Here is a 23,839-nt window from a genome sequence, read left to right on the forward strand (position 1 = left end):
CCTATGAACAGTATTTAGACACTTTGCACCGTGCGTTTTCGGCGGTCTTCGACGATCCGACCATCCTGCATGAAGAGAATCCGGTCAGCACGTTCGGCGAGTTCCAAATCGTGCGTGACAAATAAAACGCCACATTTGGCTTCACGATGCAACTCCAGTAACAACTCGAAAATCGCGTCGCCGGTCACGGAATCAAGATTTCCGGTCGGCTCGTCCGCGAGAATCCATTGCGGATGATGGAGCAGGGCACGGGCGATCGCGACCCGTTGTTGTTGTCCACCGGATAATTGAGCAGGTAGGGCATTTCGTTTATCGTCGAGTCCAACCCGTTCGAGCAGCTCGAGAATTCGCTCGTCTTGATTAAACGACGTCTTTTGTTTTAACAAGGCGACCTTTAAGTTCTCAGACACCGTCAGTGCCGGTAATAAGTGAAACTGCTGGAAGATGAAGCCGATCTCCTGCGAGCGGAATTGCGATAACCGTTTGTTCTTCCAAGACGTGATGTCCTGCCCGTCATAGAGGATCTGACCGGACGTTGGACGATCAAGTGAACCAAGGAGACTCAGGAACGTTGATTTTCCGGATCCGGAAGGACCAACGAGTGCTGTCACCTCACTTTGCGAAAACTGACCGTTTAGTTGATGCAAGACATCGGTCCGGACACCGCTTCGTTCGAATGTATGCGAAATATCTTGAAAGGTAATATCCATATGACCACTCCTTTTACATAATTTGGTTATGTTCAGTGTATTATTTTTAGAAAATTTTGTCTATTGTGTTTTAAGATTAAAGGAGAGTGATCGATGACGACATATCATCAAATAAAATCATAAGAAGAGTGTAGTAGAGATGCTCCGTGTTTGGATTGCGTTTAAAATTACATCTGGAATTGAATACTATGACCTGTTTAATTAACAACAAAGCGCTGACGATCACGATCACTTCGTGAATGTCAGCGCTTTGTTGGAATGTCAGTGTGTCATAGACAATTGTAGATATAGTATTGCGTGTTATATTTCTTAAGAGTTTTATCGATAAACCATTTCTGTCCATGTTCGGTGATGAAACGATGTTCCGCACGATAATGTGTGTCGTGACCTTCTTCTTTCATCCTGATGAAGGCAGCATCACCGTCCGCAGCTCTTTGATCAATTAATAGATAGAGGGCTTCGACGCGCAACAATAACATAGGTAGCAATTCGGCACGTGAACCTTCATAACCATACGCATCAAGGAATCGACTCACACGTTCGGAAAAGCGTACGTCATCCTGCTCCGATACATAATCGATAACGGATCCGTCAGGTGCTTGTCGTCTCCTACTGAGCGGAACGAACGTATAGAGCGCATAGACGATATCCCAAGCACGCGGACCGGGTGCCGCGAGGTCAAAGTCGATCACGCCACTGAGGCGCTGATCCTGAAAAATCGTATTATAGACAGCAAAATCATTGTGGCAGACGACTTCGTATGGAGTCGGGGTGTTGATCAATGGTTCCCAGTCATCGGTTTCGAAGTCGACCGTCGCGTCATGATACTGGCGCATCAGACGTGCGACATCGTCTAATACGTCATCATGCCACATGTATGCTTTTAGCGGATAATCTGCCGTCTCGCCGGGGAGGAAGGTCAGGATCTCTCGATGTTGTTCGTCGATGCCGACGAAGCGGGGAACACCGGGTAGTTGTTTTGCTTCTAAATGGCGCAATAAACGCTGTACGTTTTTGCTGTTCTCTTTTTGTGAGCGAAAGACATGCTCCCCTTTTTTGTAGACGGCGGAGACATTTCCGCCAGTCAGTCGTTGTTCTTCAGACATTGATCTAATCCTCTCCTTCAAATCCTATTTAGGAAACGTATTTTTTCATTCACTGAGGTGCTGGATAAATAGTGATGCAGGAACATATCAATCTCGCTTATCGATTGAAAATGAATGATCTTGTCCGCTTCATGTTGAGCAGGTGGCTCAATCCGTTGCCGTTGATAAATCTCTTGGTAAGAAGAATCGCCTCGAACCTCTCGTCCATCACGTGTCGAATGGGTCAGTCGGTCAACAAGCGTCGCTTCAGGTAAATCAAACCAGACGAGGATTGAGCGGAACGTCGCGCGGGGAAAATGCTGCAACAGTTGTTTTCGACCAATCCGCGTAGTGTTGGCGTTACATAAGATGATCGTCTCAACGGAAGACGTGATTGCCTGTTCGATCAACCATCCCGTCAAGTCATGTTTGATCTGATTCGGTCCTTCTGATGGAACGAGGTCTGGATAATGTTCGAGCAAAAAATGTGCTTGAAGATCCTGATCGATGACAAGGCTTGCTGGTAGACGTTGAGCAAGCTGTCGCGCGAACGTCGTTTTCCCGGCATGGGTCGTTCCGATCGTCAACAGGACCGTCCTCATGACGTCAGTTGTTCTTCCGGTAAACGATCGGCGAGAATCTGCGCGAGCCAGTCTTCTTTCGTTCCGAAGCAAGGAGTCGTCCGTCCGATATGATAAAACGTACTGGTCAATGGTCCGATGAAGTAGGTCGCATCCGGCATACATAAGTAAATCGGGCGATTCGTCGCGAGCGCAATCCCGAGTTCGACGTGACTACTTTTTCCTGCTGGTAACACGAGGACGAAGGCGTCCGCTTGTTGCACGGCTTCGAATTCAACAAGACCAATCTTTCGTAATGCTTCAGAATCCTCTGCCCGATCATTCATCGTCCAGTCATATGTTAAGTCGTGACCATGCAAGCGGAGTTCATCGCGGAGCCAGCGGACGGTCAACGTGTGGTCAAAGCGAGAAGCGATATAGAGTTTCATTCTCCGTACATCCTCCTTTTTTATCTCTCTGTTTCCCATCCTATCGAATTCATTCATGCAAGAAAAGGGATTTATAAGAAAAATTTGAAAAAAATGAAACTTTTTAAACGTGTTGCGTATCTAATAGGGGAGTGATTGCAAAAAAGGAGGATGCCGATGTGTTTCGAAAGTCAGATGCAGCATTATCCGACGCTGCTTTTGAAGCAGCTTTATTCGCAGAAGAAGACTATGTGTACCGTATTTCCTTCATTTATCTGAAAGAGGAGGCGGCAGCGCTTGAGAACGTCCAAGAGGTCGCGTACCGGGCATGGCGTGGGCGAAAGAGTCTACGGGATGCTTCGTATTTTAAGACATGGTTGACGCGCATCACGATGAATTGCGCTTTCCAGCAACATCGAGCGTCGTTTCAGCCGCTCGCGATCGAACCGAGTCAAACGACGTCGTTTGAAGAGCGTCTCGTCGATCGCTTGTACTTGGACGATTTACTGGAAGTCCTTGAGCCGACCGAGCGCTCGATCGTCTACTTGCGGTATGAAGAAGATTTGTCATTGCAAGAGATTGCGCAAACCTTCAATGTGCCACTGAGTACGATCAAAAGCACGTTGTACCGCGCACTCGAGAAAGTACGACGACAGAAGGGGATGAGTCTATGAATCACGAACCAAAATTCTTGATCGACGTACCGTCATCCGTCAGGCAACGAACAATTCAGGGCATCCGTAAAGCAAAACGGCGCCGGCGCTCGGTACAAACTGTTTGCCTTGCAGCCGGTCTGACGATCATCGGCTTTAGTTCCTTGCATGAAACCGTTCCCGAGAAATCGTCGCAATCGATGGTGGTCGGCATGTATTATGATGAACAGTTATACACGGTAGCCAGAAAAATTACGGATACAGACTGGCAACAGCTGAAAGGGAAGCGACTCGGCGTCACGGATGATGTCTTGACCGATACGGGACTGGAACAGGACACATCTGATTTTGCGTCGAACCTTGATGCGTTTACCGTCTATCAAATCAAGGATGATCCGATATCTGAGCACGTGCTGGTCGTTGGTCAGGAAGAGGGACGAGAACGGGTGATGATTCTGTCACCAGAACAGTAAAAGGGGGAAAGAGAGATGAACATCCGGTCTTGGACAACAGACGATCTACCACAATTGGTCGGATTGATGACGCAACTTGGTTATCCGGCAAGCGAGGACGTCTTACGCGAACGATTTTCGCGGGTCACCCGTCATCCAGATTATGAATTGCTTGTGCTAGAAGACGACGATATGCTTCTCGGCTGCGTCGGTCTATTTCAGGCGCAAGCGTTCGAGCACGATATGACCTATGTCCGGATCGTTACTTTCGTCGTCAACGCGACGCATCGTCGGCGCGGACTCGGTCGTCGCTTAATCCAAGCAGCGGAAGACTGGGCACATGCAAGAGGAGCGACTGCTGTCTTGCTGAACAGTGGCAATCGCCCGGAACGCGAAGCAGCCCATCACTTTTACCAAGCAATGGGCTACAGCGTAACGAGCACGAGTTATTCGAAATCATTCGCTTCATCGTGATTGACGGAAACCATGGAAAGCACGAAATCCCTGTTGTTCATAAAAGGAAGCCGACTGACGGGTTGCTAGGAGATCGATCCGCGTCGGATAGGTGAGTTGCAAGTGATCGAGTAACTGTTGTCCGTACCCACGCTTGCGTGCGTCGCGACTGACGAGGAGCTCACAGACGAACGTCGTCACTGAACCGTCCGTTAAAGCGCGGACATAGGCAAGGATTTCTCCGTCAGACTCAAGGACGAAAGCGGCATTGGCATTCATCCACGCGTTGCGGGTCCGCTCTTGATCAGAGACGAGATCCTGCCACCCTTCTAATGCGTTCAAGCGATGAATCTGATCAAAATCGTCAGGTTGGAAACGGCGAATCTGTTCTGTCATGGCTGGTTCTCCTTTCGTATCAGGTTTTGGAGTGGAGCAGGTAACTGGCGCCAGTCCAAAAATTGCGTGTCGGTCAACGGAACATCGCCTGTGCGCTTCCAAATCGCCTGCATGCCGAGGGCGCGCGCCGGTAAGATGTCGTGGTCGAAATGGTCGCCGACATAAAGGACTTCGTCCGGGCGAACACCTAAACGGTCCGTTAAGCGCAGGAAAAATGCCGGATCCGGTTTACGAACGCCTTCTTGTTCCGAGATCCCGATCTGCGTAAAAGAGGGAGACAGTCCGATTGCGTCACAGACGGCACGTTGGAACGTCGTCCGACCGTTCGAGAGTAAACCAATCGGGAGCTCAGGCGGTAATTCTGCAAAAAAGGTAGTAACGCCAGGGAAGCTCCGTGCGAAGGTCGGATAACGCGTCACGTAGTCGTGTAGCAGCACTTCAACAGAAAGCGACAATTGGAAGCGACGAATCATCTCCGCATAGACGACGTCCTTCCAGACGCGTCCTTCTTGATCAAGTGCCAAGAACGTCGTGATGTAGTCGTCGATCGGAACATGCGACACTTCACGAAAACGTTGATGTTGGTCTCGAAGGAAATAGGGAAGAGAACCGGACCGGTCATGTAACGTCTCGTCTAAATCAAATAATAAAGCACGAATCAAGATTAATACCACCTTTCATAGGATAGAGGAGTGATTTGAATGGAACGAACGATTCAGCAACAGGGGAAACAAGTGACGTACTATGATGACGGTTCGACAGGTCGACCGTTGTTGTTATTACCCTCGCTCGGTGGGACGTATCAGGACTGGGCGGATATTCTGACGAAACTGACACCGGACTACCGGGTCGTCAGCTTTCATCTGCACGAATGGTCGGACGATTACATCGACGGGACGACAGGCATATTGCGGCAAATCGAACAGTTACTTAACGCGATGGAGATCACGACTCCGGTCACACTCGTCGGTCATTCCTACGGTGGACTTGTTGCGCAAGCTTTTGCTTTACATCATCCAGAACGTGTCGCCGGTCTCGTGCTCGTGGATGCGACGTCCGTTGATTTAGCAGAACTCGATCAGCTGGATACACCGATGCTCGACCAAGAAGGGGATGACGCGGTCTGGATCGACCGGTTCGCGGAACTATCAAAAGCAACTGATTTACGTGACCGTTTCCCGGACGGGGATGACCGTACGGATTGGAACCCGGCGTATTACCGGGCGATGCATGCGATCATCTCGCAGTGGAAAGCTGATGCGAAAGATCTTCAACCACGCATGCGCGATCTTGGGTTCCCGATGACCGTTCTCGGTCGGGATAAAACGAAATCGATCCAGACGATGATGGCAGCCGGTTTTCCGGAAGATGAACTGGAACGAATGGAAAATAAATGGCAGGAATTAATCCGGCGACAGGCGAATCTATCCTATCAGGCGAACGTGACGTTCGTTCCGGATGCGTCACACATGATGCATCACAATCGTCCGGACGTCGTCACAAACGCGATTTTAACACTACATCAATCGAAGGAGTTTACCGTATGACACGTATGTATGTACTACATGGTTTAATGGGCACGGCAGATACACACTTTGCACCACAGCTCTCCGCTTTAGCGGATGATTTTATGTTCATTCCGATTGATCTACCGGGGCACGGATTCACGACGGAACCGGCATCGGACGATTACTTATCACAAGCAACACGTGCCATCCGCGAACGGATGGCACAGGAAGGTCCAGGATGGATTCTCGGGTTGTCGCTCGGGGCGACGCTTGCGATGCAACTGGCACTCGATCCACCTGAAGAACTCGAAGGTGTTATTCTGACGGGTTATTCACCGTTCATTCCGGAAGCGATGGAACCGTTGATGCGCGAGCAACGAGAGTTCTTCCTCGACCTCGAACAGCAAGCACCGGAAATTGCCGAACAGTTCGAACAACTGCATGGTCCGGCTTGGAAAACGACAGCACGGGCAGTCCTCGATTTGATGACATTCCGTTTCCCGGCACTGACGGAAGCGATGCTGCAATCGATCACGCTTCCGGTCGTCATCCTAAACGGGACGAATGAAACCTACGAAGTCGACTCAGCCGCGTTCGTTGCGGCACACGTGCCGAACGTCATCGTCTTACCAGTCGAGGGAGCAGGGCATACGGCGAATCTCGATCAACCGGAACGCTTTAACACGTTATTGCTTCAGGTGCGGCAATCCATGCTGACGACTTAAGCGTTCGTTCATCTTTTCTTGATACATCTGCTCATCTGCCTCATGCAGGACGTCGTCGACACGGCGTCCTGTTGTCGTGTGGACGGCACCGATTGCGAGGCCGATCTCGTGCGTCGCAAACGTCGAGCGGACGTGGGCGACGAATGTCTCGAACGTGTCGCGGGTCGGACTGTCATCGATTAAGACGAATTCATCGCCGCCGATCCGGTAACCACGTTCCGTCAAGCGACGGATACAGAGTCCCGTCTGTTCCAGTAAGGCATCACCGACAGCGTGACCGAACCGATCGTTCAGTTCCTTTAGTTCATTTAAGTCAAGCAGAATCAGACCATATGTCGTTTCCGCTTGATCCAATCTGCGAATCGCTTCATCGAAGGCATGGCGATTACCGAGCCCTGTTAAGGAATCAGTCCGGTATTAATCAAGCATCGCTTGTTGTGATTTTAACTGGTCATCGATGTTACGGATTACGCCTTGGATGGCAACGATCTGTCCATTTTCGCGAATCGGTGTCGCATATTCTTCAAACCAGACGTACGTCCCACCGTTCGTCCGCCAACGCTGGCGAAACGGCTGATTGTAATCACATTCACCCGAAATCTTCGACATCAAGACTTCGATGTCTTCCGGATGAATCCGCGCGAAACACTCGTCTGGATCCATGTAGCTGGCGGCTGCGACCCCTTTCCCCATATGGTCATCGAGGGAAGGACTGATATAACGAAACCGATATTCCGGCTGCACTTCAAACACATAGAAGATGTCTTTACACAATGCGATCGTATCCGGTGGTTGCTGCCGGAATAACCGAAAACGAAGCAACATCACGAGACTACCAATCATCAAACCCAACACAAATATGACGTCCACCTCCCATACACTTGTCTCAGCATATCATAATCGGGTATTATTCCCTATAATTGTAAAAAAACATTCCGCCAGTTGGAGCGGAATGCTTCATTTAATCGAGTTCAAGGAAGACACGGAAACCACGGCTGGCATAATAGGAGTCCGCCCCGTTATGGTAGATGAACGTCGTCTCATAACGACGGTCACCGAACAAGGCGCCACCTTTTTGACGAATCGCCTCCGGAGTCGCGAGCCAGTTCGATGTCTTTTCATCAAGAGTAAGCTTCGCTTGTACAGCTTGATATTGATCAGGTGTCAATAGGTGTAGAGGAAACATCTTAATCATGGATTCGACGCTAGCGGCTGGTGCATTTTTCTTGCGGTTGAGTCGTGCTGCTTCATCCAAACAGACGCTCCGTCGACCGGTCGGACTTTCCTTGACACAATCGATGATGACCCAGTGCCCATTGAGCTTTATGACGTCCGGTTCACCGCCGGTCTGCTCCATCCACAGAAGGGCAGCTATTTTTTCAGGTGTCAGGCGAGACCGTACTTCATCATACGAAAGTTCGTCATGACGATCAGGATTTTGGTTAAAGCGATCTTGAAATGGCGTTAGTTGTTCATCCATGGGGAAAACCTCACTTTCCTAGTCTGTTTTTTCCATTATTGAATGGTGGCGCTTCCATTGCAACCGTTCAGTGACTGAATAAGTCAATCTGAAGACAATTGACAAATGAAATCGGACTGCCTACACTAATTGTACACATCCGGTTTCTGTCGCGATCGCGCGCACAGAAACGAAATTCAGGAGAGGAGCCATCCGTATGCGCTGGATCAGTTATGCGGCTGTCGTGACGATTCTTTCGTTCCTAGCGTTCACGGCGTATTCGTTCCTGACGACGATTGACTTTGAAATCGTCTATCAGTTCGGGACGTTTGCCATGACGTTATCGTATTTCATCTTTGGCTTACCGATGTTATGGCTTGTTCGTCATTATCCGTTTACGCTTCGACTTCTTACTTATGTAACGACGAGTGCCGTCGTCTTATTGTTATTCATCGGTCTATATGAAGCATGGCATGATGCATCGTTTTCTCCATTACCACCAATTGGCAGCATGATTCAATTCACTTTTCTAGGTTGTCTGTTATTCGTTTTGCCCTACGAAATCGTTTATCGGAAAAATTTTGTGACGGTTCAGCCGGGCGTATCATAAAAGTATTCTCATCGCATGAGAGTACTTTTTTTATTTCCATATTTTTAGAAGGAATTTCCAATAGATTCTTGAATAGTAGATTATCACGAATTCATGGAGGGCTTACATATGGAAGGAACATTTCAATGCAAACAGATGGGAAAATCATTCTCGGGAGACGGTGTCGAGACACATGCGTTACAAGATATCGACGTGACGCTTGAAGCGGGTGACTTCATCTCGATCATCGGACCATCGGGTTCTGGAAAGTCGACATTACTCAGCTTGATCGGAACGCTCGATCGTCCGACGAGCGGGGAATTGCATTATGACGGGAAGCCGATCAACAAATTGAACAGTAAAGAACTGTCCGACTTCCGTTTCGAGAACATCGGCTTCATCTTCCAGCAGTTTCATCTGATTCCGACGCTGACGGCGCTTGAGAACGTCATGGCGCCGTTATTCGGTCGAAAAGTACCGTACGATAAAAAAGAGCGCGCAGAACAGTTGCTCGCGCAAGTGGGTCTCACTGATAAAGCGGGCAGCCTGCCATCGCAACTCTCAGGTGGACAACAACAACGGGTCGCCGTTGCCCGCGCACTCGTCCATGAACCGAAATGGCTACTTGCCGATGAGCCGACAGGAAACCTTGATACGGATACAGGCGAAATCATATTTAATCTCTTACGGTCGTTAAACGAAGAGAAGGGCTGCGGCGTGTTATTCGTCACCCATGACCCGGCGCTTGCTGAACGGGCGAACCGGACAATCGAGATGCGAGATGGTGTCATCATCGAAGACCGACTCGTTCATGCCTGAGCCCCGTTTTTGAACTCATCTCCTTCACCCCTTACACTAAAAGGGTAGAGGAGGAATGATTGATGCGACTTGGAATTTTGGATCAGGTACCGTTACACGAAGGCGATACGGTCGAAGCGACGATGGAAGCGACGGAACGACTCGTTCTAGAAGCGGAGCGACTCGGATATGAGCGGTACTGGTTCGCTGAACACCATAATACGAATGGGTTGCTCAGTGCGGCACCGGAACTGTTCATTGCCCGAATGGGTGCACGGACGTCGACGATCAAGCTGGGTTCAGGGGGCATTTTGTTACCGCAATACCATCCCCTGAAAGTCGCCGAGAGTTTTGCGACGCTCGATGCGTTTTATCCGGGACGCATCGAACTCGGCATCGGCAATTCGCCGGGTGGAAGCGAACGGACACGCCTTGCTTTGACGGATGGAGAAGACAACCGGGCAGCTGAGTTTAGTCGACTTGTCAATGAAACGGCTGGCTTCTTGACAGATAGTCTATCGAATCGACACCCGTACCGGATCGTCAAGACGACACCGCGTGACCGGCAACCGTCACCGATCTCAATCCTTGGTCTGTCGCCACGTAGTGCGCGGATCGCAGCAGAACAGGATCGTGGTCTCGTTTTTGGTCACTTCATCAATCCGGATCGTTGGGAAGAGACGTTATCGACGTATCGCGAGTCAGGAGGAACAAGCGTCATCGTCTGCGTTTTCGTCATCTGTGCACCGACGCAAGAAGAAGCCGAGCGTCTCGCTCGGACGCAGGATGCCTGGATTCAAGGTATCCGACTCGGGAATTCAATCGTTCCGTCGTTTTCGTCGACTGACGCAAAAGTCTTTAATGACGTTCAAGCGGAACGGATCCGGAAAGATCGCCGGCGGGCGATTGTCGGAACACCGGATATGGTTGCACGCGAGCTTGAGACGTTAGCAGCGCGTTATCAAACGGATCAGTTTTTACTGATCAATAACGCCTTTGATCAAGAAAAACGATTGCAGTCGTACGAGCTCATCGCAGAGCGGCTACTCTAAACGTAACAGGACCCCGCTTTAGCAAAACAGCTAAAGCGGGGTCCTGTTTACTCATCGATCTAGTTACTGGATTTTTTAATCAACGCTGACCAGTTGGACGAATCAAGATTTCATTAATTGCAACATCGTCTGGTTCATTGACCGCATAGGCGATGGCACGGGCAATCGCACTCGCATCGATCGCTTTCAAATCTCCGATGCCTTGTTTGATCTCTTCATCCGAGATATGATCCTTCAATTCCGTATCGACCGCTCCCGGGGAGATGATTGTTGCCCGGATGTGGTTGTCGACCGATTCTTCCTTACGGAGACCTTCCGTAATGGCGCGAACGGCGAATTTCGTCCCGCTATAGACGGCACTCGACGGCATGACCTCATGACCTGCGACGGACGAGATGTTGATGACGTGACCGCTTTTTTGCTCGCGCATATACGGCAGGACTGCTCCGATTCCGTGAAGGACCCCTTTGATGTTGACGTCGACCATCGTGTTCCATTCGTCCTGCTGATTCTTATGGAGATGTGATAGTGGCATCAATCCGGCGTTGTTGACGATGACATCAACTGAGCCGAACTTATCTTTCGCAAGTTTAGCGAGAGCGTCGACTTGCTCACGATCCGTAACGTCCGTCACTTGATAGATGGCTTGACCGCCTGCTGATTCGACATCTTTGACGAGTTCTTCCAAACGATCTTCCCGGCGAGCCGCAAGTACAAGTTTTGCGCCTTGTTTCGCAAGTTCTTTTGCGGTTGCTTCCCCAATACCGCTGGATGCTCCTGTAATGATGACGACTTTATCTTGAATCATCTGAACTCCTCCTTCTGAATAACGTACTCCTTGAAAGGTATTGCCGCTTTTCCTGTTTTAGAAACATCGAATAGGAGGTTTATTTATGAAACGGTATCTATTTATTGGATTGATGATGACGATAGCAGTCGGCTGGTTTTTATCGCTTGACCCATTTCGACATCAACCACCGGAACCTGAAGTGACGATTGAAGACCGTGACGTGAAAGTATATACCGGCACGTATGATTGGTCAGGAATGTTCCGCGGAGAGATAGCAGATGCAAAAGCGGGTGCCATCGATTTAGTGGAAAACAAGCCGAGTACGCAAGCAAATTCTGAAGACCGATTGACAATCCGTTTTGAGGAGGGACCAACTCCGAAGTCTGTCACGGTCGTCTTATGGTCGGACAAGAATAATGAAAAGATGAAAACATATAAGAAGACCGGGCAGTTTACCGTCCCGACGATTCCCGGTCGATATGTCTATCAGATTACGGCCGACTGGAAAGAGGGCGAAGGGGATTTTGCCTTTCCGATTAATGTAAAATCAATCACGGGACAAAAACATATTGACAGGATATATGTTTAATGATAAATAATTGGAGCGTTAACCTCTTATTTAGTTGAAAGAGGTCTTTTTTCGTGAAATACAGTAAATAATCCACTTGATTAACGGTTTTCAGTCTGAATAATCAGAATAAATAAACATTTTAATGAAAGTATATTTAAATGTTTCGGGTTCGAATGAACGGGAATAAACACACCATACACATAATATTTCATGTGTTGAATCACCTAGGTGAAAGAAGATAACAATCGCAAAGGAGAGGTGCAGATGAATGGGTTCAATCGCTTCTTACTCGTCATCATAGGCATACTCGGACTCATCAGTATTGGGCTGCTTGTGCTCGGTGTGTATGATGTGCCAAGGCTCAGTACATTGATGGAGCAGTGGCAGGATCAGCAATGGTATAGCTATACCGTTCTATCCATCGGAGGATTTTTAGCATTCGTATTCGTCATTCTATTATTCACTGGTTTATTCAGCCGCTCGAAAGGTCAACGTCTGTTGATTCAAACGGGTGACGGAACGATCTCGATTTCGAAGGAAACGATCGAACGGACGGCGTTAGAGTCGATTCGTGGCATCGGTGGCGTACGGACACCGCGTGTTCATGCAGACATTCATTCGAAAAAAGAGACAGTTGCTTTAAAAGTAGACTGCTCCGTCTTCGGACAAGAGGGATTACCGACGATTGCAAAGGATATTCAAGAACGAGCGAAACAAGCCGTCGAATCCTTACTTGAATTGCCAGTGACGCGTACGAAGGTCACGATCAGTGATACAAAAACAAAAACATCGGAACGTGTCGTCTAAAGGAGGAGAGGGAACATGAAGACAAGAGAAGTACTCTATCCGTATCGGTTCCGACTGATCGGAGGACTTGTCGGTCTAATCCTCGCCATCTTATTCTTGACGATTGGCTTTGGTCCGACAATTCTCATCGTTGCCTTCGCAGCGATCGGATTCTTGATTGGAAAGTGGCGCGATGGTGCGCTCGATATCGAAGGGTGGATTCAGTTCTTTCAACGGGACTGATTCATATAAATCTAACTACACATTCACAAGGAGAGATTTCAAATGGCAAACGAAGTAAACACAACAACTGAAAACGAAGTGGTACGCGAGAATAAATTGACGTTCGAAGATCAAGTCATCAAAAAAATCGCTGGGATTGCGTCGAATGAAGTGACGGGCATCTTGTCAATGAGTGGTGGATTCATGAGTGGACTGACGGGTCGTCTCCGGAGCACGGAAGACATCACAAAAGGAATCGGTGCCGAAGTCGGTGAACGTCAAGTCGCACTCGATTTGAAAGTCATCGTCGAATACGGCAAAAACATTCCGTCGATTTTCCAAGAGACGGTCGCAAAAATCAAAAAATCAATCAGTGACATGACAGGGCTAGAAGTCGTCGAAGTCAACATGCACGTCGAGGACGTCATGACACGAGCCGAGTTCGAAGCAAAAAATAAATCGAACAACGAACAAGAAGAAAAAAGCCGCGAATTGCAATAAGTAGGGAAAGACCTGACGGAAATCGTCGGGTCTTTTTTCATGGAATCGACATGACGTTTGATTCATTTCATGACGAGAACGGGAATAGATTAGTATCACGATAAACGAAAGGATGATTCACGATGCGACTCACAGGAAAAACGATCATCGTCACCGGTGCTGGCTCTGGAATGGGGGAAGCCATGGCAAAATTGTTTGCACAAGAAGGCGCACGGATCGTCGCAGCGGACATTCGGTTAGAGACCGGCGAACGGGTCGTCTCGGATATCACGGCTATGGGTGGAGAAGCGACGGCTGTCACAAGTGATATCGCAAAGCCTAGTGCGGCAGGCGAACTCATCAAACAAGCGATCGAGGTGTACGGTAAACTGGATGTTCTCGTCAATAACGCCGGCATCATGGACGGAATGGAAGGCGTGACAGACATTTCGGATGAACGATGGGACCACGTCCTTGCAGTCAATACGACGGGCACGATGCGGCTGATGCGGGAAGCAGTCAACCATTTCAAAGGGGTTGGAGGTGGTGTCATTCTCAACAACATCTCGATTGGCGGTCTGAACGGTGCCCGGGCAGGAGCAGCCTATACGGCGTCGAAACATGCCGTCATCGGTCTGACGAAAAATACCGCCTTCTTTTATGCTGGAGAGGGGATCCGGTGTAACGGCATCGCACCCGGAGCCGTTGAGACGAATATCGGACAATCGATGACGAATCTGAATGAATTCGGGATGGGCCGGGCGATGCTTGGTATGGGGCTGAATCCGCGTACCGGTCAGCCGGATGAAATCGCGAAATTGGCATTGTTCCTCGTGTCTGACGAGGCGAGTTTCGTTAACGGGGCGATCGTTGTCGCGGATGGCGGATGGAGCGCGTATTAAAAAACACATCTTATTGACTGGATTGTAGTTTAAAATGGCAGGAACTTGTCGATATAAGGGATAATATGACAAAAGGAGCATTATAACCTTGAGTTTGAATCCAGGGAGGAATCGGCATGTCGATGCAGGAACAGGCAACACACATCACCGACACACAAGTCATTCGAGCAATCGAACAAAATCTGGCAATCATTCGGTTTGACGATCGACGAAAAGTCGCATATGTCAATGAGTTATTTGCCCGGACGATGGGGTATGAGGTGGAAGAACTAATCGGTAAATACCACCGTGATCTTTGTTTTCCAGCGTACGTCAACAGTCCGGATTATGAGTTGTTTTGGCGCAAATTGATGCAGGGCATCACCTATCAGGATAAGATTGAACGTCGGGCCGCCGATGGACAACAGAAATGGCTCGAAGCGACGTATATGCCGATTTACTCCGATGACGGGCGACGGGTCGTCGGCGTCTCGAAAATTGCGTCGGACATCACGATTCGCCAGCAGGATGTCTTACGAATGGCGGCTGAACTCAACGAGACATCCGCGTTTTTAACGGTCAAATCGGAGAGTGGGCGACAAGACGGTCTGAACGTGCTGGCGACGGTCCAGCAAGTCGAGGCGGAATCCGTCGAGAACTTATCGAGTCTTGTTGCCTTGCGAAAAGATGCAAACTCGATTACGAACATCGTCAAGACGATTCGGGATATCGCGGCCCAGACGAACCTGCTCGCCTTGAATGCGGCAATCGAGGCAGCACGCGCCGGAGAACATGGGCGCGGATTCGAGGTCGTCGCGACGGAAGTGCGAAACCTGTCGAACAAGGTGTCGCACTCCATCGGGGAAATCAAGGAAAATATCGAAGGGATCGTCGAACGAATCGAAGATGTTTCGCACAGCATCGAGCGGATTTCGTCTAAGGTCAAGGACAGTACGGGTCAACTCGAACATACGGTCAGTGAGTTCGACCAGTTAGCCGATTCAGCGAAACAACTCGAGCGTCAGGCGAAACTGTTCGTTGATGTCTTGTAAATAGCACAAGAAAGAGGTCGACCTCGTGTCCGACTTCTTTTTTTGTGAGAAAAGCGAACAAAAGCTGCTGCCAAACTGTTAATAAAGACAAAGTGTGGACGATTCAAGAAGAAAAGAGAATTTTTATTTCAATTACCATATACATATTAAAAATTTTTTAAACGACAAGAAGTTACCCTCTGGTGTTTCTTATTACCACAAAAATGATGGTTTTTAGAAAAAGAATTTGCTATTCTTAATCCTTACCTGATTCTGAATGCTTAAGGAAGGTCGTGAGTCAATGAAACAAACACCTGAAATAATGGCTTTAGTTTTACATATCGAGGTCCCGTTTAGATGGTAAACAGCCATCCGAATCATAAAACGTTTTGGTTACTTGCTTATCCGCTGATCCTCTCAAGTATTGCGACACCGTTGCTTGGTGTGACCGACACTGTCGTCATCGGACAATCGGGTGATCCGCAAGCAATCGGCGGCATCGCGGTCGGTGCTGTCTTCTTTAATACGATCTATTGGTTGTTCGGCTTCTTAAAAGTCAGTACGACAGGATTCAGTGCTCAGGCAAGCGGCGCAAATGACGTTCATGCCTTACGGACATCACTCTACCGACCGCTGTTCCTAGCAGCCTGTATCGGTCTACTCATTCTATTGTTCCGCCAGCCGCTTGAACAGATGGGACTCTACTTACTAGCACCTCCCGCTGATTTGCTCGATTCGGTCAAGACGTACATCTCATACCGGATGATTGGCGCACCATTCGTGTTGATGGGCTATGCGTTACTTGGCTGGTTGATTGGTACCGGGCAGGTCAAACATGCCTTATTCGTCCAATTGTTCAGTATCGGGGTCAATGTCGTGCTCGATATCGGATTCGTCTACGGACTGAATGCTGGTGTTGCCGGAATCGCGATGGCGACCGTCATTGCAGAAATCAGCATCGTCGTCTGCAGTCTCTATCTGATTCGAAGTCAGTTGTCGATGACACGCGCCGAACTGCGTGCCTTGACGGATTGGCAGGCTTACCGACAATTCTTTCGCGTCAATCGTGATCTGTTCATCCGAACGATTTTCCTGTTACTCGTCACCGGCTGGTTTACGCGAGCGGGGGGACAATTTGGACCGGACATCCTCGCAGCCAATGCCATCTTACTGCAAATCCAGTATCTGATCTCTTACTGGTTCGGTGGACTCGGTCACGCCTCAACCGTTCTCGTCGGTCGGGCGAGAGGGAATCAGGATCAAACTGGATACCGAAAGAGTGTCCGTTTAGCACGGACGTTCGGGTTCTACTCGGTCGTCTTCTGGTCATTTGTGCTCCTCTTCCTTGAGACACCGCTTCTTCATTTATTCACTTCAGAAGAGACGATACTTGACGCGGCACGCGACTATTATTTCTGGATCATCATCCTACCGCTGATTGCCGGGTGGGCGATGATTTACGAAGGAATTTTTGCCGGACGTGTCGAGGCAACACCGGTCCGGAACTCGATGATTCAAGCAGGGATTGGTTTTGCGGTCGTACTCCTGCTGACACCGACTTTTGGAAATCAGGGTGTCTGGGCAGCATTTCTGACGTTCTTCTTGATTCGTTCCTTCTCGTTGATCCTCGTCGAAGCGAAACAATGAATAACCCGAAGTTCCCTCATGCAGATGAAGGAACTTCGGGTTATTTGTCGTCGATCGCTAAAGGACGGACGAATAAGGCATTCAAGTGATGGACAAGGACATGGCGCAATCGTTCTTTCGGGAGCCGTTCCGGGCGAAACAGTGCATGAAAGGCTAACCCATCAACGAGTGCCGCGAGTCGTTCGCTCTCAAGCTCGATGTCTAACCCTGCTCGGAGCGTCCCGTCCGGAATCCGTGTCAGTAAGACCTGACACATCTGATAGATGTCGTCCGGGTTTTCTGTCGTTTGCGATGCATACGCGGACATCATGAATTGGAACCAGACCTGCATCTCCAGCTGATGCTCGGGTGCGTAGGGCAAGACTTCGAGTAAGACGTCGCATAACGTCTCTTCTGGTGTTCCTCCTTTCTCGAAAATGGTAGTGATGCGTTCCTGAACCCGTTTCTGGACGAGTTGCATCGAGAAACGGAGCAGTTCCTCTTGGGTCGTGAAGTAATAGCGTAAGGCACCAAGGGACAGTCCGGCTTCCTTGGCGATCGTCCGGACACTAGCTTGTTCGATCCCGACTTGAGAAATCGTTCGCCATGTTGCTTCTGCAATGATGCGTTTGCGTTCTTCGTGATTGACTTGTTTTGGCATACATCGAGTATATCATCTTTTTTAGCACAAATGTATTAAAAAGACTATTCATTCGCTAAAAGGCATGTTATCTTTATAATACAGTCGTATTAAAAAGGGGAGGATCACATGCAACTCGTCGCGTGGGCAATCATTTGTTGTGAAATTCTATTTTGGGTCTTCATCGTTGCAGGGTTAATTGTTCGTTATGGGTTCAGGCGAGAGAAACTCGGCTTTCGATTGATGGCAATGTCACCCGTCATTGATATCGTTTTACTCGTCTTAACGGTGTTTGACTTAAGTCGCGGTAGTACAGCGACGCTTGCACACGGACTTGCTGCGATCTACATCGGCGTCTCACTCGCATTCGGAAAGCAGATGATTGCCTGGGCGGATAAGATGTATCGACGAATTATTTTGCGAGAACAAGTATCTCGGGAGCGGATTTCACGAGCACGTAAAGAACGAAACGGATTCTATCGGCACATCCTGGCATTCTTGATTGGCGGTGCCTTACTCGGAGCCATGATTCTTTGGCTCGGAAATACCGAACAAACGGAAAGTCTCTTACGGACGTTACAACTGTGGGGACTTGTCCTCGTGATCGATGGTGTCATTTCGATGAGTTACACGGTGTTTCCGGCTCGGTCCAAATAAAAAACGAACCTTGGCTGTCAGCGGTCGACAGTGAAGGTTCGTTCCCGAATCGTATTCGTATGTACTTGTTTCCGGGCGTCGATTGAATCCCGAATGTGGATGATGTAGCGACGTCCTTTTTTGTATCCAGTGCGCGGTGGTTTGATCCGGATTTCCTTGCCATCAAGAATCTCAATTTCAGTCTGCATCCGTTCTCCATTCGAATCCGTTACGGTGACGGTCCGGTTCGAGACTTGATCTTTCCGCAATCCCTTTGTGTATTCAATATCAAAAGTGTGATAAGTGGAGATGGAGCGGGCGCGTGATTTAAAGTGGGGTTCATCGGTTCGTGCGTCTAAAGCACAATAGCTTCCAGTGAACAGGAGACAAGCCGAGAGAAGGATTGAAAATAGATGTTTCACAGAAACGCTCCTTTATGTATTTGGTAATTTTAGTATAAGACAAATTTTAGGGTACGACAATCCTTCTTGAGGCTGAATCAACGACCTCTGTTACAACTGTCGAAGTCCATGCTATAATCGACCGAGAGAAAGGAAGCGATACACCATGCCAGCACAATCCGATCAACGTGAAATCATCGTTTCAATCCGAACGAGTTATGATTTTAAAGCCGATACCGGAAAAGCCATCCGCGTCATCGAGTTTCATGGACGCCGGACGACACTGTTCGATACGTTTGAAGCGTCATCACCGAAACGGATGATCTTGATTGAGATGATCCGCGCCGTTCAATCGTTTAAGGAACCATTCCATATCATCTTCAACGTCGAATGCAACTTCGGGTTCAAATATTTGACCGATCAGCGGAAATGGGAAAATCGGGACGTCGGGAATACGTTCCTCGACTTGATTGAACAAGGCGGTCATACGTATGAGTTACGAGACAGTTCGTTTTATGAAGGCGGAAAAGCTCTACAAAAATGGCTCGGTAACACGTTAAAACAGCATAGCTAAAGAAAAGGCTGATTCCTGATGGAGTCAGCCTTTGTCTGTCGGATTAATCAATCGTTTCGCTCTCGAGATAGCGGTACAGGGTACTCTTACTGATTCCTGTTTGTTCTCGGATATCAGCGAGTGAATGATTTTTACTTTGATACATCGCGATCGCCCGGCGGACATTCTCATCCGGTTTACGGGGACGCCCCGTCTGTTTTCCTTGTTCTTTAGCTTTTGTTAGTCCAGCACGCGTCGACATGCTGATGACGTCACTTTGTAACTGTACCAGGTGGCGAGCTGTCTCGAGGAAGTTTAAGGAAGCGGATTCCTTCGTCCGGATCTGTTCACGAAGCGACCATAAGGACGCACCGGTTTCCTCCATCTGTTCCAGTAACTCGATGAGATGGCGGGTCGAGTCGGCAAGGACATATAAATGCGTGACGACGACCTCATCTCCCGGCTCGAGTGCCTTCAGCATCTGTTCCAGTTCCGTCCGCCGTTTTGCCGAGTCATGGGACTCGATGACGCGTCGTGTTACATCAATCTGATCCGCTTCGGCTTGTTGAACAGCACAATCTGGATCATCCGGATAGGGTCTCATATAGAAATATTGCATGAATGGAGCTCCTCTCTGTCGATCAAGATCGACGTCAGTTCCTCCTCAGTATACCGTATTCTCGTCTCTGTGCCGTAGAAAACTGAAAACACGCCTTTCTTCTCATGTTCGTATCGACTAATTTGTGGTAAATTGAGTGGAAGTAAGTTTTCCGACTCATCCCCCTATCATTCATTCTTTTTAAATGAGGTGCTCATCATGAACAAAGAAGATCATCAACTCGCCCGTCAACTCTTGACGACGTATTTCGTCGGAACGCAATTGGCGACGGTCCATGTCGCAGGATACGTCACGCTCGAATTCATCAATCTATTTGATACGACAGCTCCTGAACTCCGACTCCGGATCGAGACGGACCGTCTATTTTATGGGGATGTCGAGACGACGCAAGATTGGGTCGTCCGTCATGCAACGAAGGAAGAGATGTTGCACTTGATCGTCTCGCTTCATGCAGAACGGATCACTGGTGTACGGATCGGTAAGACCGCGCCACATCTATTCTTAACATTCAGCAACGGACAAACGCTCGTCTTGAACGGATCGGATACATATTACGAGTCATGGGCGATCGATATCGGTCTCGCTCCACACCGGGCCGATGCAACGATCGTTGCCGTACCGGGTGACGAGCTCGCTGTCTTCTCCGGCATTGGTGAACAAATTGAAGATTGAGTGGACACGTGATGAGTGGTGTGACTGGATCATGCCGCTCGTTACGTCACGTTACCCGGGTCACTGTGCCGTTTTGCTCACCGGCAGTCATACGCGCGGGCAGGCGACTGCTCAGTCAGACGTCGATGTGATCATCTTTGAAACAAGTCGACGACAAGCGTTTCGGGAGTCGTTCATCCATGACGGTGTCCCGGTCGAAGCATTCATCCATTCCTTTGAGACGATCGTGCCGTTTTTCGAGCGTGACCGGGAACGTGGTCGCCCGTCCCTGCAACGAATGATTGCTGACAGCTGGACGATCAAGGATCATCCACACGTTGCATCTATCCGTCAGGAAGCCATTCAACAATTAGCGGACGGACCGATCGCTTGGACGAATTCGGAACAAGAGCGCGCCCGGTATTTTTTAAGTGATTTACTCGACGATTTCGAGAGTGTAGTGAACCGCGCGGAAGGTCTTGCGATTGCGTCGCGTTTGTATGAACAGAGCATCGAATTTATCCTACGCGCTAATCGTTGCTACATCGGTCAAGGGAAGTGGGCGATTCGCGCTCTTGCAGAGTTTGACGAAGACTATGCCAGCCGACATACAATGGCATTCGAGCTGTATTACCAATCGGGTGACCGACGAGAAGTCATCGCGTTAATCGATGCTTATCTTGCACCGTTTGGCGGACGTTACTTTAACGGTTTTACGCTCGGTAAACAATAACAAGCATTCAAAAGGAGGCACGCTTTCGGATCAATCGACCGAAAACGTGCCTCTTTATCGTTCACTTCTGTTTAACGCCAATGGGATGGACGGAGCAAACGATTCGGTAACTGTGTCGCCGCATTGCCGATTGCTGCATTGATTTGTGCTTGTGTCAAAAAGAGCGCATCCGTCAAATCCGCGCCTGTGACGTTACAGTCTCGCAAATCAGCCCCGAGAAAGTTTACCCCGCGCAAGCGGCTATTTGATAAGTTCGTCGCGAGCAACCACTGGTTCTGAAAACTGGTACCTGAAAAATCACGACCGGGTAACTGTTTTCCGACCCAGTCACGTGGTGTCTGGTCGCGTCTTCCGCTATACTGAGCTTGAACACGTGATGCGACCATCTCAAGGAGTGATCGGACGGTTTGACGAACGGATATCACATCAAGTCGTTCAAATTGATCGGCTGGTAATGCCGCGTACCGGGTCAGTGCGGCAAGTGTTTCATCGAGTTGATCGTGGATGTCACGCGTGACTTCGCGTTTCCCGTCGGTTATGTACCACATCATCTCAAACAAATGAACCATCTTCGGGAAGGCAGCATAGATCGCTTGGCGTCGATCGGGTGCATCATCGCCTTGGAACGTCTGCTGTGACAGATGCTGTCCAGCACCGAAACAGTCATAGACGGTACAGCCTTTGTAGCCACTGTCGCGTAACCGGTCATGGATACGACAGCTGTAATTCGTATCAAGATTACGACACGGTGTTGCTTCCGGTTTGTCATGACCAAAATCACTGGATTTCGAAAAAGCGAGTGCTGTACAACATAAACCAAAACACTTCGTACAATCAATCTGGAACGTAGGCTCCATCGAATTCACCTCCATTACTACTATAACAAGAAAGGAGTTCGGCTATGCTGCAATTTCAACTAAATGAAAATGAGGACGGACAGGACTGGATTCGACAACAAGTGCGTCAACACAATGTCGAGCATTCACCATTTCATGCGATGAAACGCTCTGAGGGAACACAAGCCGTCACATTACTTGCGACACGTGTCGATCAACCGATCGGTGGTATTTCAGGGGAAATGTACTGGGGCTGGTTACATATTGAATGGTTCTTCGTCGTTGAGGAAGAGCGGAGGAGCGGGCTAGGTGCAACGTTATTCAAACGACTAGAAACATGGGCACGTGAAGCGGGTGTCAAGCACATCCGTGTTGAGACGTTCTCGTTTCAAGCGCTTCCGTTTTATGAACGACAGGGATTCGTCGAAGTCGGACGAATCGATGACTATCCACCAGGGATGAGCTATCATCTGCTCGTCAAACAGGTCGACTGATGAAACGGCGACTCCTCTTCATCTTAGTCGTCGGACTAACACTTGGAACGTTGACGGGCATGCAGCAACATCAAGCGACCAGTTCGTTCACGGCGCAACAAGTCGCTCAACTCTATTCAAAGATGACGCGTACAGCGGTTGATGCACGCGACGTCTACTTCGTCGAACGACTGTCTGAGCATTATGCCGTCGCCTATCTGGAATCGAAGCAAGATCGATTGTTTGTCATGCTTCGTCAATCAGGCGACGAACAACGAATCGATCGAATCATTCGCTCGAAGCAGACGACGGAAGCGGACTGGTTCGAAGGTCGATTGCTGACAACGACAGAAGGACGGTATCTTATTGCTTACGGTATGAATGCGTCGAAGCAGCTGCAGACAATCCGATTCGAGCCATTTAAGTCGACTGCTGACGGAGATGAACCGCTGCGTCCGATGCAACGCTCGCTGTCGGTAGCCGGTCAGGAGCGTTTTCATACCGTTCAGCCATTGCCGGACGCGTTCCCGCATTCGCTCTACTTTGAGATGATTGCGACGGATGTCGACGGAAAAGAGACAATCCAGCGTCTGACGTTACCAAGTGATAACGCATCCGTATTTTCTACGACCCGTGACTTCTAGTATACTGAATACGAAAAAGGGGGAAGGGAACATGTGGATCGTCATGAACGAGTTACACGTCGTCAAAGGTGCGGCAGATCAAGTCGCAGCACGCTTTAAGACGACGAAAGGAATTGAACGGATGGAAGGATTTCACCGGATGCAAGTCCTCGTTGATATCAGCCGGGAGCAGGAGGACATCGTCACGATCATGACGACCTGGTCGAATCAAGCAGCATTCCATGCATGGCAGGAGAGTCAAGCGTACAAAGGCGTGCACCATAAGCGGGATAACGGAACGTCGGAAGTCAAACCGCTCGTGACGTCGAATACCGTCACGGAATATGCGATCGTCGCTGACCACAGTTCCGCAACACAATAATGACAAGACCCCTGAGAGGAATCCTCTTAGGGGTCTT

General features: G+C 49.1%; 35 protein-coding genes and 1 pseudogene. 22 read left to right on the forward strand and 14 right to left on the reverse strand.

Annotated elements, in window-relative coordinates; genetic code table 11:
* Positions 1–14: 14 nt before the first annotated feature.
* The 4 genes from ACRPK8_RS07310 to ACRPK8_RS07325 all read right to left on the reverse strand — a co-directional run bounded on the left by ACRPK8_RS07310 (position 15) and on the right by ACRPK8_RS07325 (position 2,804).
* Positions 15–710 (reverse strand): ABC transporter ATP-binding protein, encoded by a 696-nt coding sequence (locus ACRPK8_RS07310; protein ID WP_290721962.1) that lies wholly within the window; start codon positions 708–710, stop codon positions 15–17.
* Positions 711–979: 269 nt separating this feature from the next.
* Positions 980–1,816 (reverse strand): phosphotransferase, encoded by an 837-nt coding sequence (locus ACRPK8_RS07315; protein ID WP_432237614.1) that lies wholly within the window; start codon positions 1,814–1,816, stop codon positions 980–982.
* A gap of 17 nt (positions 1,817–1,833) precedes the next feature.
* Positions 1,834–2,397 (reverse strand): ATP-binding protein, encoded by a 564-nt coding sequence (locus ACRPK8_RS07320; RefSeq protein ID WP_432237615.1) that lies wholly within the window; start codon positions 2,395–2,397, stop codon positions 1,834–1,836.
* Complete coding sequence (locus ACRPK8_RS07325) at positions 2,394–2,804, reverse strand: group-specific protein (RefSeq protein WP_432237616.1); 411 nt, start codon at positions 2,802–2,804, stop codon at positions 2,394–2,396. Before ACRPK8_RS07325 ends, ACRPK8_RS07320 begins: the two co-directional genes overlap by 4 nt.
* A gap of 158 nt (positions 2,805–2,962) precedes the next feature.
* On the opposite strand from ACRPK8_RS07325, the gene ACRPK8_RS07330 reads away from it, so the two are divergent.
* From ACRPK8_RS07330 to ACRPK8_RS07340, 3 genes are read left to right on the forward strand one after another with little or no spacing between them, the layout of a single operon-like run.
* Entirely contained in the window at positions 2,963–3,457 is a 495-nt protein-coding gene (locus ACRPK8_RS07330) for an RNA polymerase sigma factor (protein WP_432237617.1), read from the forward strand.
* Entirely contained in the window at positions 3,454–3,909 is a 456-nt protein-coding gene (locus ACRPK8_RS07335) for a hypothetical protein (protein ID WP_432237618.1), read from the forward strand. Before ACRPK8_RS07330 ends, ACRPK8_RS07335 begins: the two co-directional genes overlap by 4 nt.
* 15 nt (positions 3,910–3,924) lie before the next feature.
* Positions 3,925–4,362, forward strand: coding sequence for a GNAT family N-acetyltransferase (locus ACRPK8_RS07340; protein ID WP_432237619.1), 438 nt, complete (start codon positions 3,925–3,927; stop codon positions 4,360–4,362).
* On the opposite strand, the gene ACRPK8_RS07345 is transcribed toward ACRPK8_RS07340, so the two are convergent.
* Together ACRPK8_RS07345 and ACRPK8_RS07350 are read right to left on the reverse strand one after the other, a co-directional pair.
* Complete coding sequence (locus tag ACRPK8_RS07345) at positions 4,354–4,737, reverse strand: GNAT family N-acetyltransferase (protein ID WP_432237620.1); 384 nt, start codon at positions 4,735–4,737, stop codon at positions 4,354–4,356. The genes ACRPK8_RS07340 and ACRPK8_RS07345 overlap by 9 nt on opposite strands.
* Positions 4,734–5,399 (reverse strand): HAD family hydrolase, encoded by a 666-nt coding sequence (locus ACRPK8_RS07350; protein ID WP_432237621.1) that lies wholly within the window; start codon positions 5,397–5,399, stop codon positions 4,734–4,736. The genes ACRPK8_RS07345 and ACRPK8_RS07350 overlap by 4 nt, the downstream gene beginning before the upstream one ends.
* Before the next feature lie 39 nt (positions 5,400–5,438).
* Here ACRPK8_RS07350 and ACRPK8_RS07355 point away from each other — a divergent pair, with 39 nt between their 5' ends.
* Positions 5,439–6,284: an alpha/beta fold hydrolase gene (locus ACRPK8_RS07355; RefSeq protein WP_432237622.1), complete on the forward strand. Its 846-nt coding sequence runs from the start codon at positions 5,439–5,441 to the stop codon at positions 6,282–6,284.
* Positions 6,281–6,970 (forward strand): alpha/beta fold hydrolase, encoded by a 690-nt coding sequence (locus tag ACRPK8_RS07360; RefSeq protein ID WP_432237623.1) that lies wholly within the window; start codon positions 6,281–6,283, stop codon positions 6,968–6,970. Before ACRPK8_RS07355 ends, ACRPK8_RS07360 begins: the two co-directional genes overlap by 4 nt.
* Here ACRPK8_RS07360 and ACRPK8_RS07365 read toward each other — a convergent pair.
* The 3 genes and pseudogenes from ACRPK8_RS07365 to ACRPK8_RS07375 form a co-directional block, all read right to left on the reverse strand.
* Positions 6,932–7,369: pseudogene (locus tag ACRPK8_RS07365) on the reverse strand (GGDEF domain-containing protein); the annotation flags it as partial. The gene ACRPK8_RS07360 and the pseudogene ACRPK8_RS07365 sit on opposite strands and share 39 nt — an antisense overlap.
* Before the next feature lie 18 nt (positions 7,370–7,387).
* Complete coding sequence (locus tag ACRPK8_RS07370) at positions 7,388–7,813, reverse strand: PAS domain-containing protein (RefSeq protein WP_432237740.1); 426 nt, start codon at positions 7,811–7,813, stop codon at positions 7,388–7,390.
* Between the two features lie 118 nt (positions 7,814–7,931).
* Positions 7,932–8,450 (reverse strand): DUF4256 domain-containing protein, encoded by a 519-nt coding sequence (locus ACRPK8_RS07375; RefSeq protein ID WP_432237624.1) that lies wholly within the window; start codon positions 8,448–8,450, stop codon positions 7,932–7,934.
* A gap of 196 nt (positions 8,451–8,646) precedes the next feature.
* Here ACRPK8_RS07375 and ACRPK8_RS07380 point away from each other — a divergent pair, with 196 nt between their 5' ends.
* The 3 genes from ACRPK8_RS07380 (at position 8,647) to ACRPK8_RS07390 (ending at position 10,868) form a co-directional block, all read left to right on the forward strand.
* The gene (locus ACRPK8_RS07380; RefSeq protein ID WP_432237625.1) at positions 8,647–9,039 is read left to right on the forward strand and encodes a hypothetical protein; all 393 of its coding nucleotides are present in this window, start codon (positions 8,647–8,649) and stop codon (positions 9,037–9,039) included.
* Positions 9,040–9,147: 108 nt separating this feature from the next.
* Positions 9,148–9,837: an ABC transporter ATP-binding protein gene (locus ACRPK8_RS07385; protein WP_432237626.1), complete on the forward strand. Its 690-nt coding sequence runs from the start codon at positions 9,148–9,150 to the stop codon at positions 9,835–9,837.
* A gap of 62 nt (positions 9,838–9,899) precedes the next feature.
* Positions 9,900–10,868, forward strand: a complete 969-nt coding sequence (locus tag ACRPK8_RS07390; protein ID WP_432237627.1) for an LLM class flavin-dependent oxidoreductase — start codon at positions 9,900–9,902, stop codon at positions 10,866–10,868.
* Positions 10,869–10,947: 79 nt separating this feature from the next.
* Here the strand turns inward: ACRPK8_RS07390 and ACRPK8_RS07395 are convergent, their stop codons facing one another.
* Positions 10,948–11,676, reverse strand: a complete 729-nt coding sequence (locus ACRPK8_RS07395; RefSeq protein ID WP_432237628.1) for an SDR family oxidoreductase — start codon at positions 11,674–11,676, stop codon at positions 10,948–10,950.
* An 85-nt stretch (positions 11,677–11,761) separates the two neighbouring features.
* On the opposite strand from ACRPK8_RS07395, the gene ACRPK8_RS07400 reads away from it, so the two are divergent.
* The 7 genes from ACRPK8_RS07400 (at position 11,762) to ACRPK8_RS07430 (ending at position 17,276) form a co-directional block, all read left to right on the forward strand.
* Positions 11,762–12,247 (forward strand): hypothetical protein, encoded by a 486-nt coding sequence (locus ACRPK8_RS07400; RefSeq protein ID WP_432237629.1) that lies wholly within the window; start codon positions 11,762–11,764, stop codon positions 12,245–12,247.
* A 246-nt stretch (positions 12,248–12,493) separates the two neighbouring features.
* On the forward strand, positions 12,494–13,036 hold the full coding sequence (amaP, locus tag ACRPK8_RS07405) for an alkaline shock response membrane anchor protein AmaP (protein ID WP_432237630.1): 543 nt from the start codon (positions 12,494–12,496) through the stop codon (positions 13,034–13,036).
* 15 nt (positions 13,037–13,051) lie between these two features.
* Positions 13,052–13,258, forward strand: coding sequence for a DUF2273 domain-containing protein (locus ACRPK8_RS07410; RefSeq protein ID WP_432237631.1), 207 nt, complete (start codon positions 13,052–13,054; stop codon positions 13,256–13,258).
* 42 nt (positions 13,259–13,300) lie between these two features.
* The gene (locus ACRPK8_RS07415; RefSeq protein WP_432237632.1) at positions 13,301–13,738 is read left to right on the forward strand and encodes an Asp23/Gls24 family envelope stress response protein; all 438 of its coding nucleotides are present in this window, start codon (positions 13,301–13,303) and stop codon (positions 13,736–13,738) included.
* A 122-nt stretch (positions 13,739–13,860) separates the two neighbouring features.
* Positions 13,861–14,619 carry a glucose 1-dehydrogenase gene (locus tag ACRPK8_RS07420; RefSeq protein WP_432237633.1) on the forward strand — a complete coding sequence of 253 codons (759 nt, stop codon included), beginning with the start codon at positions 13,861–13,863 and terminating at the stop codon, positions 14,617–14,619.
* Positions 14,620–14,735: 116 nt separating this feature from the next.
* Positions 14,736–15,650: a methyl-accepting chemotaxis protein gene (locus ACRPK8_RS07425; RefSeq protein ID WP_432237634.1), complete on the forward strand. Its 915-nt coding sequence runs from the start codon at positions 14,736–14,738 to the stop codon at positions 15,648–15,650.
* A gap of 336 nt (positions 15,651–15,986) precedes the next feature.
* A complete protein-coding gene (locus ACRPK8_RS07430) occupies positions 15,987–17,276 on the forward strand; it encodes an MATE family efflux transporter (RefSeq protein WP_432237635.1) in 1,290 nt (429 codons plus the stop codon).
* Between the two features lie 40 nt (positions 17,277–17,316).
* Here ACRPK8_RS07430 and ACRPK8_RS07435 read toward each other — a convergent pair whose 3' ends face one another.
* Positions 17,317–17,916 (reverse strand): TetR/AcrR family transcriptional regulator, encoded by a 600-nt coding sequence (locus ACRPK8_RS07435; RefSeq protein ID WP_432237636.1) that lies wholly within the window; start codon positions 17,914–17,916, stop codon positions 17,317–17,319.
* Between the two features lie 108 nt (positions 17,917–18,024).
* On the opposite strand from ACRPK8_RS07435, the gene ACRPK8_RS07440 reads away from it, so the two are divergent.
* The gene (locus ACRPK8_RS07440; RefSeq protein WP_432237637.1) at positions 18,025–18,552 is read left to right on the forward strand and encodes a hypothetical protein; all 528 of its coding nucleotides are present in this window, start codon (positions 18,025–18,027) and stop codon (positions 18,550–18,552) included.
* A 17-nt stretch (positions 18,553–18,569) separates the two neighbouring features.
* Here the strand turns inward: ACRPK8_RS07440 and ACRPK8_RS07445 are convergent, their stop codons facing one another.
* Entirely contained in the window at positions 18,570–18,953 is a 384-nt protein-coding gene (locus tag ACRPK8_RS07445) for a hypothetical protein (protein WP_432237638.1), read from the reverse strand.
* Positions 18,954–19,098: 145 nt separating this feature from the next.
* Here ACRPK8_RS07445 and ACRPK8_RS07450 point away from each other — a divergent pair, with 145 nt between their 5' ends.
* The gene (locus ACRPK8_RS07450) at positions 19,099–19,506 is read left to right on the forward strand and encodes a hypothetical protein (protein WP_432237639.1); all 408 of its coding nucleotides are present in this window, start codon (positions 19,099–19,101) and stop codon (positions 19,504–19,506) included.
* 43 nt (positions 19,507–19,549) lie between these two features.
* Here ACRPK8_RS07450 and ACRPK8_RS07455 read toward each other — a convergent pair whose 3' ends face one another.
* The gene (locus ACRPK8_RS07455) at positions 19,550–20,104 is read right to left on the reverse strand and encodes a recombinase family protein (RefSeq protein ID WP_432237640.1); all 555 of its coding nucleotides are present in this window, start codon (positions 20,102–20,104) and stop codon (positions 19,550–19,552) included.
* Between the two features lie 198 nt (positions 20,105–20,302).
* Between ACRPK8_RS07455 and ACRPK8_RS07460 the strand changes: the two genes are divergently transcribed.
* Positions 20,303–20,776, forward strand: coding sequence for a hypothetical protein (locus tag ACRPK8_RS07460; protein ID WP_432237641.1), 474 nt, complete (start codon positions 20,303–20,305; stop codon positions 20,774–20,776).
* Positions 20,703–21,488, forward strand: a complete 786-nt coding sequence (locus ACRPK8_RS07465) for a nucleotidyltransferase domain-containing protein (protein ID WP_432237642.1) — start codon at positions 20,703–20,705, stop codon at positions 21,486–21,488. Before ACRPK8_RS07460 ends, ACRPK8_RS07465 begins: the two co-directional genes overlap by 74 nt.
* Before the next feature lie 71 nt (positions 21,489–21,559).
* Here the strand turns inward: ACRPK8_RS07465 and ACRPK8_RS07470 are convergent, their stop codons facing one another.
* Positions 21,560–22,345, reverse strand: coding sequence for a pentapeptide repeat-containing protein (locus ACRPK8_RS07470; RefSeq protein WP_432237643.1), 786 nt, complete (start codon positions 22,343–22,345; stop codon positions 21,560–21,562).
* Between the two features lie 44 nt (positions 22,346–22,389).
* Here ACRPK8_RS07470 and ACRPK8_RS07475 point away from each other — a divergent pair, with 44 nt between their 5' ends.
* Genes ACRPK8_RS07475 through ACRPK8_RS07485 form a run of 3 tightly spaced genes read left to right on the forward strand, consistent with a single transcriptional unit; the run spans position 22,390 to position 23,802 of the window.
* Positions 22,390–22,818, forward strand: coding sequence for a GNAT family N-acetyltransferase (locus ACRPK8_RS07475; RefSeq protein WP_432237644.1), 429 nt, complete (start codon positions 22,390–22,392; stop codon positions 22,816–22,818).
* Entirely contained in the window at positions 22,818–23,441 is a 624-nt protein-coding gene (locus tag ACRPK8_RS07480) for a hypothetical protein (RefSeq protein ID WP_432237645.1), read from the forward strand. The genes ACRPK8_RS07475 and ACRPK8_RS07480 overlap by 1 nt, the downstream gene beginning before the upstream one ends.
* A gap of 31 nt (positions 23,442–23,472) precedes the next feature.
* Positions 23,473–23,802, forward strand: a complete 330-nt coding sequence (locus tag ACRPK8_RS07485) for an antibiotic biosynthesis monooxygenase (protein WP_432237646.1) — start codon at positions 23,473–23,475, stop codon at positions 23,800–23,802.
* Positions 23,803–23,839: the final 37 nt, after the last annotated feature.

This window comes from Exiguobacterium sp. TDN 0502, from assembly GCF_050846835.1.
Classification (GTDB): domain Bacteria; phylum Bacillota; class Bacilli; order Exiguobacteriales; family Exiguobacteriaceae; genus Exiguobacterium_A.